Source organism: Sphingomonas larreae (assembly GCF_051400595.1).
Lineage (GTDB): Bacteria > Pseudomonadota > Alphaproteobacteria > Sphingomonadales > Sphingomonadaceae > Sphingomonas.
Genome location: NZ_JBLFFI010000002.1, coordinates 287,452 through 301,842, shown reverse-complemented (window position 1 = coordinate 301,842; position 14,391 = coordinate 287,452). Strand labels below are relative to the sequence as shown.

Below are 14,391 nucleotides of genomic sequence, written 5' to 3'. Positions count from 1 at the left end.
CCCGTTGCGTTGTCATGCGGCGGCGGAGCGCCGCGACGCCGCTGGCGCGCGGATGCGCCCCACGCGCCAGCTTCTACATAGCTGGCTTGGCGCCGGCCTGGCGTCGGTCGCCGACCCGGAAAGCCGATCACCCCGGCCTTTGCTCGAGGAGGAACCGGTAAGTGCGATGATACCGCTACCGAAAACGGCTTGAGCGCGAGCACGTGCCGCGGCAGAAGCTGTCTGATCAATCAGAGGGGATGATAATGAACCGCAGGCTGGTGCGCACTTTGGAGGCGCTACCATTGACGTGGCTGGCGATCGGCGGCCCGGCACTGGCCGACCCGCTCGCCACGGTGGATCGCCACGGCAGCCTCGTCGCGGTGGAGCCTTATGCGCCCAACATCGTCCGAGTCACGATCGCGACGGAGCGCGACCGCGCCGACGCCAAGCCGGGCTATGGTATCAGCGGCGCCGCCGACGCGGCCGGCTGGTCGCACCGCACCACCGCTGCGGGCGACGTGTTCGCCTCGAGCGCGCTGACCGTGACGGTGAAGGCGCAGCCCTGGCCGGGCGCACCGACGCAGATGCAGCGGTATTTCGCGCCCTCGCTCCCGCCCGTGTCGGTCGCGATCACCACCGCCGACGGGCGCACCATCAACATGGGCGGCTGGTCGATGGCGCCGCACGAGGTCGCGGGCGAGCCGACCTTCCTCGTCGGCGCCAATTTCGACGCGACGGCGGACGAGCATTTCTACGGGCTCGGCCAGAATCAGGAGGGTATCCTCGACCTGCGCGGCCGCACGATCGACTGCAGCCATTGGTATGATGCCCCGGCCGGCGAGCAGGTCTGCGTGCCGATGCTGGTCTCGAGCCGCAACTACGCGATCGTGTGGGACAATCCGTCCGCCACCAGCGTCTCCCCCGGGCTGCACGGCCAAACCAGCTTCCAGTCGAAGGTGGGCGAGCGGGTCAGCTTCTTCGTCATCACCGGCCAGTCGAGCGACGATCTGTACGCCGGCTATGCGCGGCTGACCGGCAAGACTCCGCTGCCGCCCAAGGCCGCGTTCGGGCTGATCCAGTCCAAGGCGCGCTACGAGAGTCAACAGGAGCTGATGGCGGTCGCGGACGGCTATCGCAGCCGCGGCTATCCGCTCGACATGATGGTACTCGACTGGTTCCATTGGACGCGCATGGGCCAGCTCGATATCGACCGGAACTTCTTTCCCGATCCGGCGGGGATGAACCGCGAACTGCATGCGCGCGGGCTCCACTCGATCATCTCGGTATGGCCGCGTTTCGAGAAGGAGAGCCGTTACTTCAACGAGCTCGCCGCCAAGGGCTGGTTCCTCAAGGACGCCGACGGCAAGCCGGTCGACGGACTGCCGGTCCGCAGCGATCGCGCCGGCGCGCTGATCGATTCCACCAACCCGGCGGCGCGCGGCTGGTTCTGGAACACGGTGCGGGACAATATCCTCAGCCAGGGCTTCGACTATCTATGGCTGGACGAGACCGAGCCCGATCTCGTGCCGGATGGTTATTTCTACTCGATCGGCTCGGGTGATCGTTATCACAACGTCTTCCCGCTGCTTCACACCGCGGGCGCGGCCGACGGCGCGAAGCGCGACCGCCCCGATGTTCGCAACATGATCCTGTGCCGCGCCGCCTATCTCGGCACGCAGGCGAACGGCTGCCTGTTCTGGTCGTCCGACATCCGCTCCACGTGGGAATCGCTTCGGCGCCAGGTGCCGACCGGGCTCAACATGACCGCGTCGGGCATTGCGCTGTGGTCGAGCGACACCGGCGGCTGGCAATGGCCGTCGGGCGGCACCGCGACCCACCCGCCGCTGGTCGCCCCCGCAGGCGCCAAGGCGATGGGCGCGGACTATCCCGATTACCCCGAGCTGTTCGTTCGCTGGTTCCAGTACAACAGCTTCACGCCCACGCTACGGATCCACGGCCAGCGCCCCGCAGCCTCGATCTGGGATTACGGCGCCGCCGCCGAACCGATCCTCGCCGCCTGGTCGCGGCTGCGTTACGCGTTGCTGCCATATATCTATCCCTTGGCGCGGACGACCTACGAGAGCGGCGCGCCGTTCATGCGCGCGCTATGGATGGACTTCGCCGGCGACCCGCAGGTTGCCACCGTGGGCGACGAATATATGTTCGGCCCCGCCTTCCTCGTGGCACCGGTCACCGAGCAGGGGGCAACCACCCGTCGCGTCTATCTGCCCGCGGGTACCGACTGGTATGACTGGTGGACCAACGCAAAGCACAGCGGCGGCCAGTGGATCGACGCCGCTGCGCCGATCGATCGCATGCCGCTGTTCGTGCGTGCGGGCTCGATCGTCCCGCTCGGCGCGCCGGTGCCGAACACCTCGACGAAGCAAGCGCTCGCCGAGATTCGCGTATTCCCCGGGCGCGACGCGACCGCGCGACTGTACGACGACGATGGCACCACCAACGCCTATCAGAAGAACGGCGGCCGCAGTGCCACGCTGCGCTGGGACGAGGCGTCGGGCAGGCTGACCGCGTCGGGCGCGCTGCCGACGGGCCAGTCGGCGGCGGCGCTGGTGAAGGTGGTGGGCCGGTAGCGGCCGCGAGAAGTCCACTCGATGCGGGAGACCGCGGCAACAGGTGGGCGCGCTTGCCCCTGCCAAGGTTTGCGCATCGAGCGGCACCTCTGCGCAACTCCTCCGTCACCCCGGACCTGTTCCGGGATCCACCGCGCCGCGCCATCAAAAGGCGATACTTTCTCGGAAAAGTGGATCCCGGAACCAGGCGGGATGACGAAAGAGGAGCGCTCGGGGACGTTCACGGCGGTCTCCGTTCGGGCCGGACTCCATGTTACCGCAAGAGCAACGCGTTAGAGATACGCGGCGCCCTGCATGCCGGGTTCGAGCCCGCATGCCGGATGTTTGAGGCGGTCGCTCGCCTTCCCTCCTCGCCTCCCTCTTGACCCGCCGCCCCCGTCCCCGCCTACACAGCGGCACACGCGCGAACGAACGCGATCAGGGAGGGACCGACATGACCGAGGACAGCGCCGAGGACGAGCGCCGCTATCGCGCCCCCGCGCTCGAGAAGGGCCTCGACATCCTCGAGCTGCTCGCCGCCGCGCCGACCCCGCTCACCTTCACCGCGATGGTCCATCGGCTCGGGCGCAGCCATGGCGAGCTGTTCCGCATGGTGCAGGTGCTCCAATTCCGCGGCTATCTCGACCAGGATCCTGCGGACGACGGCTATTTCCTCACCGACCGGCTGTTCTCGCTCGGCATGAAGCAGCCGCGTACGCAGAGCCTGGTCGAGGTCGCGTTGCCGGTGATGCGGCAGCTGTCGCTCGACATCCAGCAATCGTGCCACCTCGCGCTTCACACCCTGGGCGAGATGGTGGTGGTGGCTCGGATGGAATCGAGCGAGCAGCTCGGCTTCTCGGTCCGCGTGGGCTATCGCAAACCGCTCGCGCAGGTCGCCTCGGGCGCGGTGCTGTACGCGTTTCAGCCGGAGGACGTGCGCCGCCGCTGGGAGGCGCTGTTCGATCCGGCGCTTACCGCGGACGAACTCGCCGCGTTCCGCGCGCATGCCGACGCGGTGCGCGATCGACGGGTCGAGCTGACGCCGAGCCCCTTCGTCACCGGCGTTACCGACATATCGGCGCCGGTAATGCGCGGCGGTGCCGCCGCCGCGGCGCTCACCGTGCCGTTCCTCAAGAAGATCGGCGCCGATCTCGTTCCCCGCGCCGCGGCCCGGCGGGTGCGCGAGGCCGCCGACGCGATCTCGGCGCAGCTCGTCGAGGCGGACAGCCGATTGTATTGAGAGGCGCTGGAACAGGGCGAGGCAAGGGATGGTGAAAGCTCCCTCGTGCTTCCAATTCGCCCATGTTGTGCGCACCCCTGAAAGTTGTTAGCACCCGCGAACAATAGGGCGGGGAGCAGGATCATCTCGGGGTATCTCAACGCAGCAGTCGGCGCCGTCTTGATCGGGGGCGCGGCGTGACCGTCATCACCGGCCTGCAGGTGCTCGATCTCCGCTTTCCGACCTCTGCGTCGCTGGACGGGTCCGACGCGATGAATCCCGATCCCGATTACTCCGCCGCTTATTGTATCCTCGAAACCGACACGCCCGGGCTTGCCGGACATGGGCTCACCTTCACGATCGGGCGCGGCAACGACCTGTGCTGCGCCGCGATCGAGGCATTGCGGCCGCTGGTGGTCGGGGTCGACCTCGCCATGGTCCGCGCTGACGGCGCCGCCTTCTGGCGCCGCATCACAGGCGACAGCCAGCTGCGCTGGGTCGGACCCGACAAGGGCGTGATCCATCTCGCCACCGGAGCGGTAGTGAACGCCGTGTGGGACCTGCTTGCGAAAGAGGCGGGGAAGCCGGTGTGGCGGCTCGTCGCCGAGATGACACCGGCCGAGCTGGTGCGGCAGATCCCTCTCACCTACCTCACCGACTATGTCACCGAGGATGAGGCGCTGGCGCTGCTCACCGCCCGCGCGGCGGGCAAGGAGCAGCGCATCGCCGCGCTCGAGCGCACGGGCTATCCCTGCTACACCACCTCGGCGGGATGGCTGGGCTATTCGGACGAGAAGCTCGAGCGCTTGTGCCGCGAGGCGATCGCGGAGGGCTTCCGCCACGTCAAGCTCAAGGTCGGGGTGAACCTGCAGGATGACGTCCGCCGCGTCGGCATCGCGCGCCGTGCGATCGGCGAGGACGCGGTGCTGATGATCGACGCCAATCAGGTGTGGGAGGTCGGACAGGCCATCGACCATGTCAACGCGCTCGCCTTTGCGCGGCCGTGGTTCATCGAGGAACCGACCAGCCCTGACGACATCGCCGGCCATGCCGCAATCCGGCGCGGCGTCGCGCCGGTGCAGGTCGCGACCGGCGAGATGTGCCAGAACCGGATCATCTTCAAGCAGTTCATCGCCGAGGGCGCGATCGACGTGGTGCAGATCGACGCCTGCCGGCTCGGCGGCGTCAACGAGGTGCTGGCGGTGCTGTTGATGGCCGCCAAGGCGGAGCTGCCGGTGTGCCCGCATGCCGGCGGCGTCGGACTGTGTGAATATGTCCAGCACCTCGCGATGATCGACTATCTCTGCTTCGCTGGCACCGCGGACGGGCGGGTGGCGGAATATGTCGACCATCTCCATGAGCATTTCCTGGCGCCCTGCGTCGTTCGCGACGGCGCCTATCAGGTGCCGACCGCGCCGGGCTATTCGATCGAGATGCGACCGCAGACCTTCATCGACTACCGGCACCGTTGACGAGCGGGGGCGGACCGGCGCGTCTGGCTCCACGTTCCCGACCAGGGCAACCATGGCGATGGTGTTTGCCCTCATCCCCGATGTGTTTGGCACCACGGGGCCCCGGGCGTGTCGACGCCAGCGCCTCACTAACGTACCGCCACTTGATCCGGGTCACCCCCACCGGCGCTATGTTCCCACCGCGGCTGTGCTAAGTGACGCCCGCGAAGGGCGGAGGGTGTGAATGCCAGCATTGATGTCAGGTGACGCCCAGGCCGGGATAGAAGGACTGGATGACGTGCTCGGCGGGGGGTTCGCACGGGCGCGATCTTTCCTGCTCGAAGGCAGCCCAGGAACCGGCAAGACCACCGTCGCGCTGAAGTTTCTCATCACCGGCGCGCAGCACGGCGAGCGCTGCCTGTACGTCACGCTCTCCGAGACAGAGGACGAGCTGCGCGCCACCGCGACGGGGCATGGTTGGGACGTCGTGGGTGTGGACATCTACGAGCTCGTCCCCCCTGAGAACCTGCTCGACGAGGACCAGCAACAGAGCCTCCTCTACTCGTCCGATCTCGAACTCGGCGAAACTACCAAGCGGGTTTTCGAAGCGTTCGAACGTATTAAACCCGATCGCGTCGTTATCGACAGTTTGTCCGAGATACGGCTGCTGGCACAGAGTTCGCTGCGCTACCGGCGCCAGATCCTGGCGCTCAAACATTATTTCGCACGTAGCGGCGCGACCGTGCTGATGCTGGACGATCTCACCACGGACGCGAACGATAAGACAGTCCACTCGGTCGCGCACGGCGTGGTTCGGCTGGAGGAGCTATCTCCCGAATATGGTGCGGAACGGCGACGGCTGCGCGTGATCAAATATCGCGGGCGGGGCTTCCGCGGTGGCTATCACGACTGCACGATCGAAAGGGGTGGAGTGTGCGTCTACCCGCGGCTGGTCTCGTCCGAGCACCGCGGCCATTTCGCTCGCGACCTGATCACCACCGACTCGGCGCAGCTCAACGCACTGCTCGGCGGCGGCGTCGAGCGCGGCTCCAGCGTGCTGGTGCTGGGGCCGGCGGGCACCGGCAAGACGTTGCTGTCGCTCACCTTCGTCAAGACCGCGGTGGAGCGCGGCGAGCGCGCGGCGATGTTCGTCTTCGACGAGGAGATCGGGCTGTTGGTGCAGCGCTCCGCCGCGCTCGGGATCGACATCGTGCCCATGCTCGAAAGCGGCGCGCTGACGCTCCAGCAGGTGGACGCGGCCGAACTCACGCCGGGCGAGTTCAGCGCGCGCGTGCGGCGCTGCGTCGAGTCGATTGGTGCGCGCACCGTGGTGATCGATAGCCTCAACGGCTACCAGGCGGCGATGCCAGGCGAGCAAGCATTGGTGCTGCACCTTCATGAGCTGCTGCAATTCCTCAACCGCTCCGGCGCAACCACCTTTCTCACCGTCGCGCAGCATGGGCTGGTGGGCGACATGAGCAGCCCGGTGGACGTCACGTATCTCGCCGATACCGTGGTACTGTTGCGCTATTTTGAAGCGGTCGGGCGGGTGCGCCGCGCCATGTCGGTCATCAAAAAGCGCACGGGTCCGCACGAGGACACGATCCGCGAATATCGGATCGGTGCGCGCGGGGTGACGCTGGGCGAGCCGCTCACCGCCTTCCAGGGCATCCTGCGCGGCGTGCCCGAGCTGCACGGTGACGGCAGGTTGCTGCGCAGCGAGGCTACGTGAAGCGCACCACCCTCTCCGAACGCGCCTTGGTCCTCGCGCCACGCGGGCGCGACGCCGCCGTGGCGACGGGGATGCTCGCGGAAGCCGGACTGGAAGCGAGCGCGTGCGACTCGCTCGACACCCTCGTGACCGAGCTCGACCGCGGCGCCGCTTATGTCATCGTCACCGAAGAGGCGATCGCCACCGCCGACGTGCGGGCGCTGGCGCGCTGGATCGACGAGCAGGAGGAATGGTCCGACCTCCCCTTCATCCTGCTGACGAACCGGGGCGGCGGGCTGGAGCGCAATCCGGCGGCGGTGCGCCATCTCGACCTGCTCGGCAACGTCACTTTCCTCGAGCGACCGTTTCACCCGACCACCTTGATCAGCCTCGCTCGCGCCGCGATCCGCGGGCGACGGCGCCAATATGACGCACGCGCGCGGCTGATCACGATCCGTGAGAGCGAGGCGCGGCTGCGCACCTTGTTCGATACGATGGACGAGGGTTTCTGCGTCATCCAGTTCCACGACGGACCGCATGGTCCGCTCAGCGACTATCTCCATCTCCAGGCCAATCCCGCCTACACCCGCCACACCGGGATCGCCGACGTGGTCGGGCGCACCGTCCGCGAGATCGTGCCCGACGAGGCAGACGGCTGGATCGAGCTGTACCGCCACGTGCTGACCAGCGGCGAGTCGATCCGCTTCGAACGCGAACTGGTGGCGACGCAGCGACACCTCGAACTGGCGGCGTTCCGGGTCGAGCCGGCGAGCCGGCGCGAGGTGGCGGTGATCTTTCAGGACGTGACCGAGCGCAAACGCGCCGAGGTCGCGCTGCGCGACCTCAACGACTCGCTCGAGCGCCGGGTCGCGGCGGCGATCGGCGAGCGCGAAGTCGCGCTGGCGCAGCTCCACGAGGCGCAGAAGCTCGAGACGATCGGCCAGCTCACCGGCGGCGTGGCACACGACTTCAACAACCTGCTCACGCCGATCACCGGCGCGCTCGATCTGCTGGGAAAACGCTATGCGGACGACACGCGCTCCGCCCGGCTGATCGACGGCGCACTGCAATCGGCCGAGCGCGCCAAGACGCTGGTCCAGCGTCTGCTCCAGTTCGCGCGGCGGCAGGCACTGGAGACGCGCGCGGTCGACACCGCCACGCTGATCGAGGGGATGCGCGACCTGATCGCGAGTTCGGTGGGCGGTCGGGTCGAGGTGCACCTGATGCTGCCGGACGATCTGCCACCCGCGCTGGCCGATCCGAACCAGCTCGAGCTCGCGCTGCTCAACCTGTGCGTCAATGCGCGCGACGCCATGCCGGAGGGCGGTCGGCTGACCGTCGTGGCCGAGACCGCGGCGGTCGGCCCCGGCTCGCCGCTGCGGCTGTCACCCGGCGCCTATGTCCGCCTCGCGGTGATCGACACCGGCACCGGCATGGACGAGGCGACGCTCGCGCGTGCGATCGAGCCCTTCTACTCGACCAAGGAGCGCGGCAAAGGCACCGGGCTAGGCCTCTCGATGGTTCACGGGCTCGCCGCGCAGCTGGGCGGCGCCTTTGTGATCACCAGCGCTCCCGGTGCGGGCACCCGCGCCGACCTGTACCTGCCAGCGGCGGACGCGGGACGCGCCGCTGCCCCGCACCGTGCGACGGGCGAACCCCTCGCCCCGTCCCGCCCCCGCGCGATCCTGCTGGTCGACGACGAGGATCTGGTGCGCACCGGCACCGCCGAGATGCTGCGCGATCTCGGGCATCGCGTCACCGAGGCGAATGACGGCGCCGCAGCCTTGGCCGCGCTCGACGCCGGGTTGGAGGTCGACGCGGTCATGACCGATTACATGATGCCGCGGATGAACGGCGCCGAGCTGGCCGCCGAGGTCCATCGCCGCCGACCGTCGCTGCCGGTGCTGGTCGTCACCGGCTATGCCGGCGGCGACCTGGCGCTCGGCCTGCCGCAACTGGCCAAGCCGTTCCGCCAGGTCGACCTCGCCGCCGCGCTGTGGGCGTTGACCAGCGACGACAAGGTGGTGCGGATGGCAGACCGGCGCCGTTAGCGCGCGACGGCACTTCAGGCTGTACCGGCCCTGAGGCCGAGGCGATATCTCCTCCCTTACAAGGGAAGCTTTGCGCAAGTCCTGCCGTCATCCTCGGCTTGACCGTCCCTCACCTGCCTCGGCGTCATGCGGTACGGGTCACCTCAACCGTGAAGTACCTCGTCGACCCACGCGGGCACCAGCGCGCCCGCGGGCCCGAGCCGGCTCTCGTCGAACCAGTCGCTTCCCGCCGATCGCTCCAGGTTGAGCTCGAGCGTGGCGGCACCTGCGGCCGCGGCGATGCGCACGAAACCCGCGGCGGGGTAGACCGCGCCCGAGGTGCCGATCGAGACGAACAGGTCGGCGCGAGCCAGCGCCGCCTCGATCCGGTCCATGTCGTACGGGATCTCACCGAAGAACACGATATCCGGGCGCAGCGCGGACGCCCCACAGGCGTCGCAGCCCGTGCCCGGCGGCAGCGCGTCGCGCCAGGGACGCCGAGTTTCGCAGGTGGCGCACAGCGCGGAGCGTAGCGCACCATGCATGTGGAGCAGGCGCCGCGCGCCCGCGCGCTCGTGCAGATCGTCGACGTTCTGCGTCACGATCAGCAGCTCGCCCGGCCAGGCGGCGTCGAGCCGCGCCAGCGCGTCATGCGCGGCGTTGGGGGCGACCGTGTCCAGCGCCGCGCGGCGCAGGTCGTAGAACCGGTGAACCAGCGCGGGATCGTGCGCGAGCGCTTCCGGCGTGCAGACATCCTCCACCCGGTGCCCCTCCCACAGCCCGCCGGGACCACGGAAGGTCGCAATGCCGCTCTCCGCGGACACGCCGGCACCGGTGAGGACGACGAGACGCTGCACGTTCGGCATGCTCCAGGTGATATCCGCCGCCGCGCCATCAGGGTAGCGGCGAAATGCATCCTCATCGATCAACGGAGCCCACCATGCCGCGTGAACCCGGTCGTTTCGCCGCCAAACGCATGCTGATCGCGATCGCGATCGGCGTCGTCGCGATCGTCGCCGTGTTGCTCGTCTTCAAGAACAGCGCACACGATCCGACGCTCACCCGGCACAACCATCAGGTCGACGATTGAGCCGATCGTTCCGGGGCTGCCCGGCATCGCTCAGCCGAGAGATGCCGCGAACCGCGTAAGCCTGTGCCGGCCACCGTTACGCTGACCTCGTCGCCACATGTCGGCCTTGCCACCATGCGCACGCGCCCAAGATGACCTGGCACGCGATCTGGCCGAGGTTCCTTGCCCGGCGAGATCAGCGCACGTGCGCCTGCGTGCCGCGCGTGATCACCGCGTCGTCGGGCAGGATCGTCGCCACCGCGATGTCCGGCTCGGCGAGGATCTCGGCGTAGAGCGGAGCGAAGTCGGTCTCGACGGTGGCGCGGAGCAGCGCGTCGAAGCTCGGGATCACGAAATAGTTCTGCTGGAAATCGTCGATACGATAGTCCGTCCGCATCACGCGCTTGAGATCGAAGCCGATGCGATGGGGGCTGTCGCTCTCGAGCGCGAAGCGCGTCTCCGCCGCCGACGAGACGATCCCCGAGCCGTAGATCCGCAGCCCGTCCCCATCGTCGATCAGACCGAACTCCACCGTATACCAGTATAATCGGCCGAGCTGCTTGAGCGCGCCGAGCTCCAGCGCGCGCTGCCCGCCGCGGCCGTACGCCTCCAGATAATCGGCAAAGACCGGGTCAGCGAGCATCGGCACATGGCCGAACACGTCGTGAAAAACGTCGGGCTCCTGGATGTAGTCGAGCTGGTCGGAACGCCGGATGAAATTGCCCGCGACGAAGCGGCGGTTTGCCATATGGTCGAAGAACACGTCGTCCGGCACCAGCCCCGGCACCGCGACCACCTGCCAGCCGGTCAGCTTCATCAATCGCTCGGACAGTTCCTCGAAGTCGGGAATGCCCGGCTTGGAGAGGTTGAGCACCTCAAGGCCGCGCAGATAGGCGTCCGCCGCGCGCCCGGGCAGCAGCGCGCGCTGACGCGCGAACAGCGTGTCCCAGGTGGCATGGTCCTCGGCGGTGTAGTGCGACCAGTCCTGCGCGACGGTCCAGTCGGCCGCAGCGCCGGGCGGCGGAGAATCGAGCACGTGTGTTTCCTCGGTCATGCCGCACGGTATAGCATGGCCGCATGGCCCGACTATCCGCCTCGCTCGGCCGCCTGCTCGCCGCGCTCGCGCTGCTGCTCTTCGGCTATGCGGTGGCGGGAACGATCGGCGGGCTGGTCCCGCGCAATCATGGCTGGCGCCCCCCGGCGGGAGGCGTGACGATCTGGGTGGAGGATAATGGCGTCCACACCGGACTGGTGTTGCCCAAGCGCGCCGCCGGGATCGACTGGACCGCCGACTTCCCCGCCGCCGGCCTCGCCGATGCGCGCTATGCCGGCTATGACCATATCACGATCGGCTGGGGCGAGCGCGGCTTCTACCTCGGCACGCCGACCTGGTGGGATGTGCGACCGGGCGTGCTGCTCGGCGCGGCGTTCGGCAGCGACTCGACCCTCGTCCACGTCGAGCACGTGCCGCGCCCGCTGCTCGGCGACGACGTGCGCGCGATCGTCCTGCGGCCGGAGGAATATCGCCGGTTGGCGGCGGCGATCCGCGCGAGTCGAGCCGCCGGCCCGGCGGTGCGCGGCTATTACAGCTACGATGCTTTCTACCCTGGCGCCGGGCGATATGACGCGGTCACCACGTGCAACGCCTGGACCGGGAACATGCTGGCGGCGGCGGGAGTGCGCGTCGGGCGATGGACGCCCTTTCCTACGACCGTAATGCGGTGGTTCTAGCCCGGTCGGCCCTCGCTGAATTCTCGACCTTCGCCCCTGCGGAGGTTGGGCCCAGTTGCGAGCCACTCACGAGATTTACCAGAGCCTGCCCAATTGGCTTCGGCCTTCGCCGGGGCATCGGGACGGAGCGCCCGCCTGCAGCCTCAGTTCGCCGCGCCGGTCTGGTTCGCCATCTCGCCGCGCGTCGCCGCGAGCGTCGGGGCCGGGCCAGTCGCGGGACGGAGCGACTCGCGCTCGGACGCGGGCACCGGCGCGGTCGGGTCGGGACGGAACGCCTCGGGGGCGCGGGTCGTGCCCGGCGTCGGCGCGTCCGCGGCAAGGTCGGGCGCGGCATGCTCGGCATCGTCGGCCGGGAAATAGCGGTCAAACCAGCCAAACCTCAGCGCGGCTCCGACACCCGCGGCGACCGCGCCGATTAGGCCGGCGGCCGCGATCGCGCGATCGCGGCGATGATGGTCCGGCTTGTGGCCGCGCTTGCTCTTGCCCTTCGGCTTGCTCTTCTGGGTCATGCGCGCGTCAACGGGCGGCGCGCGCGCGCGTTCCCGCGACCATCCCGCCCGGAGGTTTCCGCCACGCCGCCAACCTGCTAGCCCGATCACCCGCCATTCGAGAGACGCGCCATGTCGACCCGCGACGACCTGATCCTCCAGACGCTCGAACCCGCCACCCACGATCTCGGCGGCTTCAAGGTCTATCGCACCCTGCCCCACCGTGAGCGCACGATGGTGGGCCCGTTCCTGTTCTTCGACCAGATGGGCCCGGCGCATCTCGCCCCCGGGGACGGTGTCGACGTGCGTCCGCACCCGCACATCGGCCTCTCGACCGTCACCTACCTGTTCGATGGCGAGTTCCAACACAAGGACTCGCTCGGCACCGACGCGCGCATCACGCCCGGCGCGGTCAACCTGATGACCGCAGGCACCGGCATCGTCCACTCGGAGCGCTCGCCCGCCGACGTCCGCGCGGACGGCCCCGCGCTGGCGGGCATCCAGACCTGGCTCGCGCTGCCTGACGGGCGCGAGGACATCGCCCCCGCGTTCGAGCATGTCGGCGCAGGTGACCTGCCGATCGTGGAGGCCGGCGGCGCGCGCGCGCGCGTCATCATGGGGTCGCTGTGGGGCGCACGCGCGCCGACCACCACCTACGCCGACACGATCTACGCCGATGTCGTGCTCGATCCCGGCGCGAGCGTCCCGATCGACGTCAGCACCGACGAGCGCGCGCTCTACCTCGCCGAGGGCGAGGCCTCGCTCGACGGCTTCGTGCTCGAGGCGCGCAAGCTTTACGTGCTGCGCCCCGGCACCGCCGCGACGCTGAGCTCGGCGCTGGGCGGGCGCGCGATGCTGGCTGGCGGCGCCGCCTTCTCGACCAAGCGCCACGTCTGGTGGAATTTCGTCCACTCGTCGCGCGACGCGATCCGCGAGGCCAAGCGCGCCTGGATGGCGGGCGAGTTCGCGCGCGTGCCCGGGGACGAGAAGGAGTGGATTCCGATCCCCGAGGTGCCCAAGACCGTCAGCTACCCGTGACCGCGGCGAGCGCCGGCGTGTCCGCGCGCTCGGCGTAGCGCCGCGCCAGCACCGCGCAGACGAACAGCTGGATCTGGTGGAACAGCATCAGCGGCAGCACGATCAGCCCGACCGAGGCGGCGGGGAAGAGGATCGCCGCCATCGGGATGCCGCTCGCCATGCTCTTCTTCGAGCCACAGAAGACGATCGCGATCTCATCCTCCTTGCTGAAGCCGAGCGCACGGGCCGCGGCGCGGGTGGCGAACAGCACCAGCGCCAGCATCACGCTGGCGATCACGACGATCGCGACGAGATCCACCGCTGACACCTGTGTCCAGATCCCCGCGACCATGCCGGCGCTGAAGGCGGCGTAGACGACGACCAGGACCGAGCCGCGGTCGACCGTCGCGGTCAGCTTCGGGTGGCGCAACAGCCACTGGCCGATCAGCGGGCGCAGCAGCTGGCCGACGACGAAGGGCAGCAGGATCTGCACCGCAATCTCTTCCAGCGCGGCGAGCGACACGCCGCCGCCCGCCGCTGGCATCAGCTGCGCGACGAGCAGCGGGGTCAGCAGCGTGCCGACGAGGTTAGACAGCGACGCGCTGCACAGCGCCGCGGGGACGTTGCCGCGCGCGATCGAGGTGAAAGCGATCGAGGACTGGACGGTCGAGGGCAGCAGGGTGAGGAACAGCAGCCCGGTCACCGCCGGCGTCGGCAGGAAGGGCCGCGTCGCCGCCGCGGTGGCGATACCGATCAGCGGGAACAGCACGAAGGTGCTGGCGAACACCAGCGCCTGCAACCGCCAGTGCGTCAGCCCCGCCCAGATCGCCTCGGGCGCGAGCCGGGCACCGTACAGCAGGAACAGCAGCGCCACCGCGACAGTCACCGCACCATCGGCGACGCTCGTGAAGGCGCCGCGCGCGGGCAGCAACGCGGCGAGCGCGACCGTTGCGATCAGCAGCAGCAGGTAGCGGTCGACGCGGGGCCAGCGGAAGGGGCGGGAGAACATGCGGGGCCTTTCGTTGTGTTGGGCGTCGATCCCGGAGAATGCGGCTTCGATGATCCGTAAACGCTGACGCCCCACCTCCAGCCGTGAGGTTCGCGCGTCTGGAACCTCCCCAAT

12 protein-coding genes are annotated in these 14,391 nt (G+C 68.9%); 8 read left to right on the top strand and 4 right to left on the bottom strand.

Annotated features, from left to right (window positions below; translation table 11 throughout):
• The first annotated feature begins 245 nt into the window (after positions 1 to 245).
• The 5 genes from ACMGDM_RS09615 to ACMGDM_RS09595 all read left to right on the top strand — a co-directional run bounded on the left by ACMGDM_RS09615 (position 246) and on the right by ACMGDM_RS09595 (position 8,984).
• Complete coding sequence (locus tag ACMGDM_RS09615; protein WP_436803912.1) at positions 246 to 2,573, top strand: glycoside hydrolase family 31 protein; 2,328 nt, start codon at positions 246 to 248, stop codon at positions 2,571 to 2,573.
• A 433-nt stretch (positions 2,574 to 3,006) separates the two neighbouring features.
• Positions 3,007 to 3,792, top strand: a complete 786-nt coding sequence (locus ACMGDM_RS09610) for an IclR family transcriptional regulator (protein ID WP_436803911.1) — start codon at positions 3,007 to 3,009, stop codon at positions 3,790 to 3,792.
• Positions 3,793 to 3,968: 176 nt separating this feature from the next.
• Entirely contained in the window at positions 3,969 to 5,243 is a 1,275-nt protein-coding gene (locus ACMGDM_RS09605) for an L-fuconate dehydratase (protein ID WP_436803910.1), read from the top strand.
• Positions 5,244 to 5,478: 235 nt separating this feature from the next.
• Positions 5,479 to 6,954, top strand: a complete 1,476-nt coding sequence (locus ACMGDM_RS09600) for an ATPase domain-containing protein (protein WP_436803909.1) — start codon at positions 5,479 to 5,481, stop codon at positions 6,952 to 6,954.
• Positions 6,951 to 8,984, top strand: coding sequence for a response regulator (locus ACMGDM_RS09595; protein ID WP_436803908.1), 2,034 nt, complete (start codon positions 6,951 to 6,953; stop codon positions 8,982 to 8,984). Before ACMGDM_RS09600 ends, ACMGDM_RS09595 begins: the two co-directional genes overlap by 4 nt.
• A 143-nt stretch (positions 8,985 to 9,127) precedes the next feature.
• Here ACMGDM_RS09595 and ACMGDM_RS09590 read toward each other — a convergent pair whose 3' ends face one another.
• Positions 9,128 to 9,829: an NAD-dependent deacylase gene (locus tag ACMGDM_RS09590; protein WP_436803907.1), complete on the bottom strand. Its 702-nt coding sequence runs from the start codon at positions 9,827 to 9,829 to the stop codon at positions 9,128 to 9,130.
• Between the two features lie 74 nt (positions 9,830 to 9,903).
• Here ACMGDM_RS09590 and ACMGDM_RS09585 point away from each other — a divergent pair, with 74 nt between their 5' ends.
• Entirely contained in the window at positions 9,904 to 10,053 is a 150-nt protein-coding gene (locus ACMGDM_RS09585; protein WP_436803906.1) for a hypothetical protein, read from the top strand.
• Positions 10,054 to 10,228: 175 nt separating this feature from the next.
• On the opposite strand, the gene phhA is transcribed toward ACMGDM_RS09585, so the two are convergent.
• The gene (gene phhA, locus ACMGDM_RS09580; RefSeq protein WP_436803905.1) at positions 10,229 to 11,086 is read right to left on the bottom strand and encodes a phenylalanine 4-monooxygenase; all 858 of its coding nucleotides are present in this window, start codon (positions 11,084 to 11,086) and stop codon (positions 10,229 to 10,231) included.
• A gap of 23 nt (positions 11,087 to 11,109) precedes the next feature.
• Between phhA and ACMGDM_RS09575 the strand changes: the two genes are divergently transcribed.
• Positions 11,110 to 11,763, top strand: coding sequence for a TIGR02117 family protein (locus ACMGDM_RS09575; RefSeq protein WP_436803904.1), 654 nt, complete (start codon positions 11,110 to 11,112; stop codon positions 11,761 to 11,763).
• Between the two features lie 143 nt (positions 11,764 to 11,906).
• Here ACMGDM_RS09575 and ACMGDM_RS09570 read toward each other — a convergent pair whose 3' ends face one another.
• Positions 11,907 to 12,272, bottom strand: a complete 366-nt coding sequence (locus ACMGDM_RS09570; protein ID WP_436803903.1) for a hypothetical protein — start codon at positions 12,270 to 12,272, stop codon at positions 11,907 to 11,909.
• 111 nt (positions 12,273 to 12,383) lie between these two features.
• Between ACMGDM_RS09570 and ACMGDM_RS09565 the strand changes: the two genes are divergently transcribed.
• Positions 12,384 to 13,289: a pirin family protein gene (locus ACMGDM_RS09565; RefSeq protein WP_436803902.1), complete on the top strand. Its 906-nt coding sequence runs from the start codon at positions 12,384 to 12,386 to the stop codon at positions 13,287 to 13,289.
• Here the strand turns inward: ACMGDM_RS09565 and ACMGDM_RS09560 are convergent.
• Positions 13,276 to 14,277, bottom strand: a complete 1,002-nt coding sequence (locus ACMGDM_RS09560) for a bile acid:sodium symporter family protein (protein WP_436803901.1) — start codon at positions 14,275 to 14,277, stop codon at positions 13,276 to 13,278. The two genes, ACMGDM_RS09565 and ACMGDM_RS09560, sit on opposite strands and share 14 nt — an antisense overlap.
• Between the last annotated feature and the right edge of the window lie 114 nt (positions 14,278 to 14,391).

What these genes read in the sequence shown, in the direction of transcription:
- ACMGDM_RS09565 (WP_436803902.1), top strand. Translation starts at nt 12,384, where the DNA reads ATGTCGACCCGCGACGACCTGATCCTCCAGACGCTCGAACCCGCCACC.
- phhA (WP_436803905.1), bottom strand. Translation starts at nt 11,086, where the DNA reads ATGACCGAGGAAACACACGTGCTCGATTCTCCGCCGCCCGGCGCTGCG.
- ACMGDM_RS09560 (WP_436803901.1), bottom strand. Translation starts at nt 14,277, where the DNA reads ATGTTCTCCCGCCCCTTCCGCTGGCCCCGCGTCGACCGCTACCTGCTG.
- ACMGDM_RS09590 (WP_436803907.1), bottom strand. Translation starts at nt 9,829, where the DNA reads ATGCCGAACGTGCAGCGTCTCGTCGTCCTCACCGGTGCCGGCGTGTCC.
- ACMGDM_RS09585 (WP_436803906.1), top strand. Translation starts at nt 9,904, where the DNA reads ATGCCGCGTGAACCCGGTCGTTTCGCCGCCAAACGCATGCTGATCGCG.
- ACMGDM_RS09610 (WP_436803911.1), top strand. Translation starts at nt 3,007, where the DNA reads ATGACCGAGGACAGCGCCGAGGACGAGCGCCGCTATCGCGCCCCCGCG.
- ACMGDM_RS09570 (WP_436803903.1), bottom strand. Translation starts at nt 12,272, where the DNA reads ATGACCCAGAAGAGCAAGCCGAAGGGCAAGAGCAAGCGCGGCCACAAG.
- ACMGDM_RS09600 (WP_436803909.1), top strand. Translation starts at nt 5,479, where the DNA reads ATGTCAGGTGACGCCCAGGCCGGGATAGAAGGACTGGATGACGTGCTC.
- ACMGDM_RS09575 (WP_436803904.1), top strand. Translation starts at nt 11,110, where the DNA reads ATGGCCCGACTATCCGCCTCGCTCGGCCGCCTGCTCGCCGCGCTCGCG.
- ACMGDM_RS09615 (WP_436803912.1), top strand. Translation starts at nt 246, where the DNA reads ATGAACCGCAGGCTGGTGCGCACTTTGGAGGCGCTACCATTGACGTGG.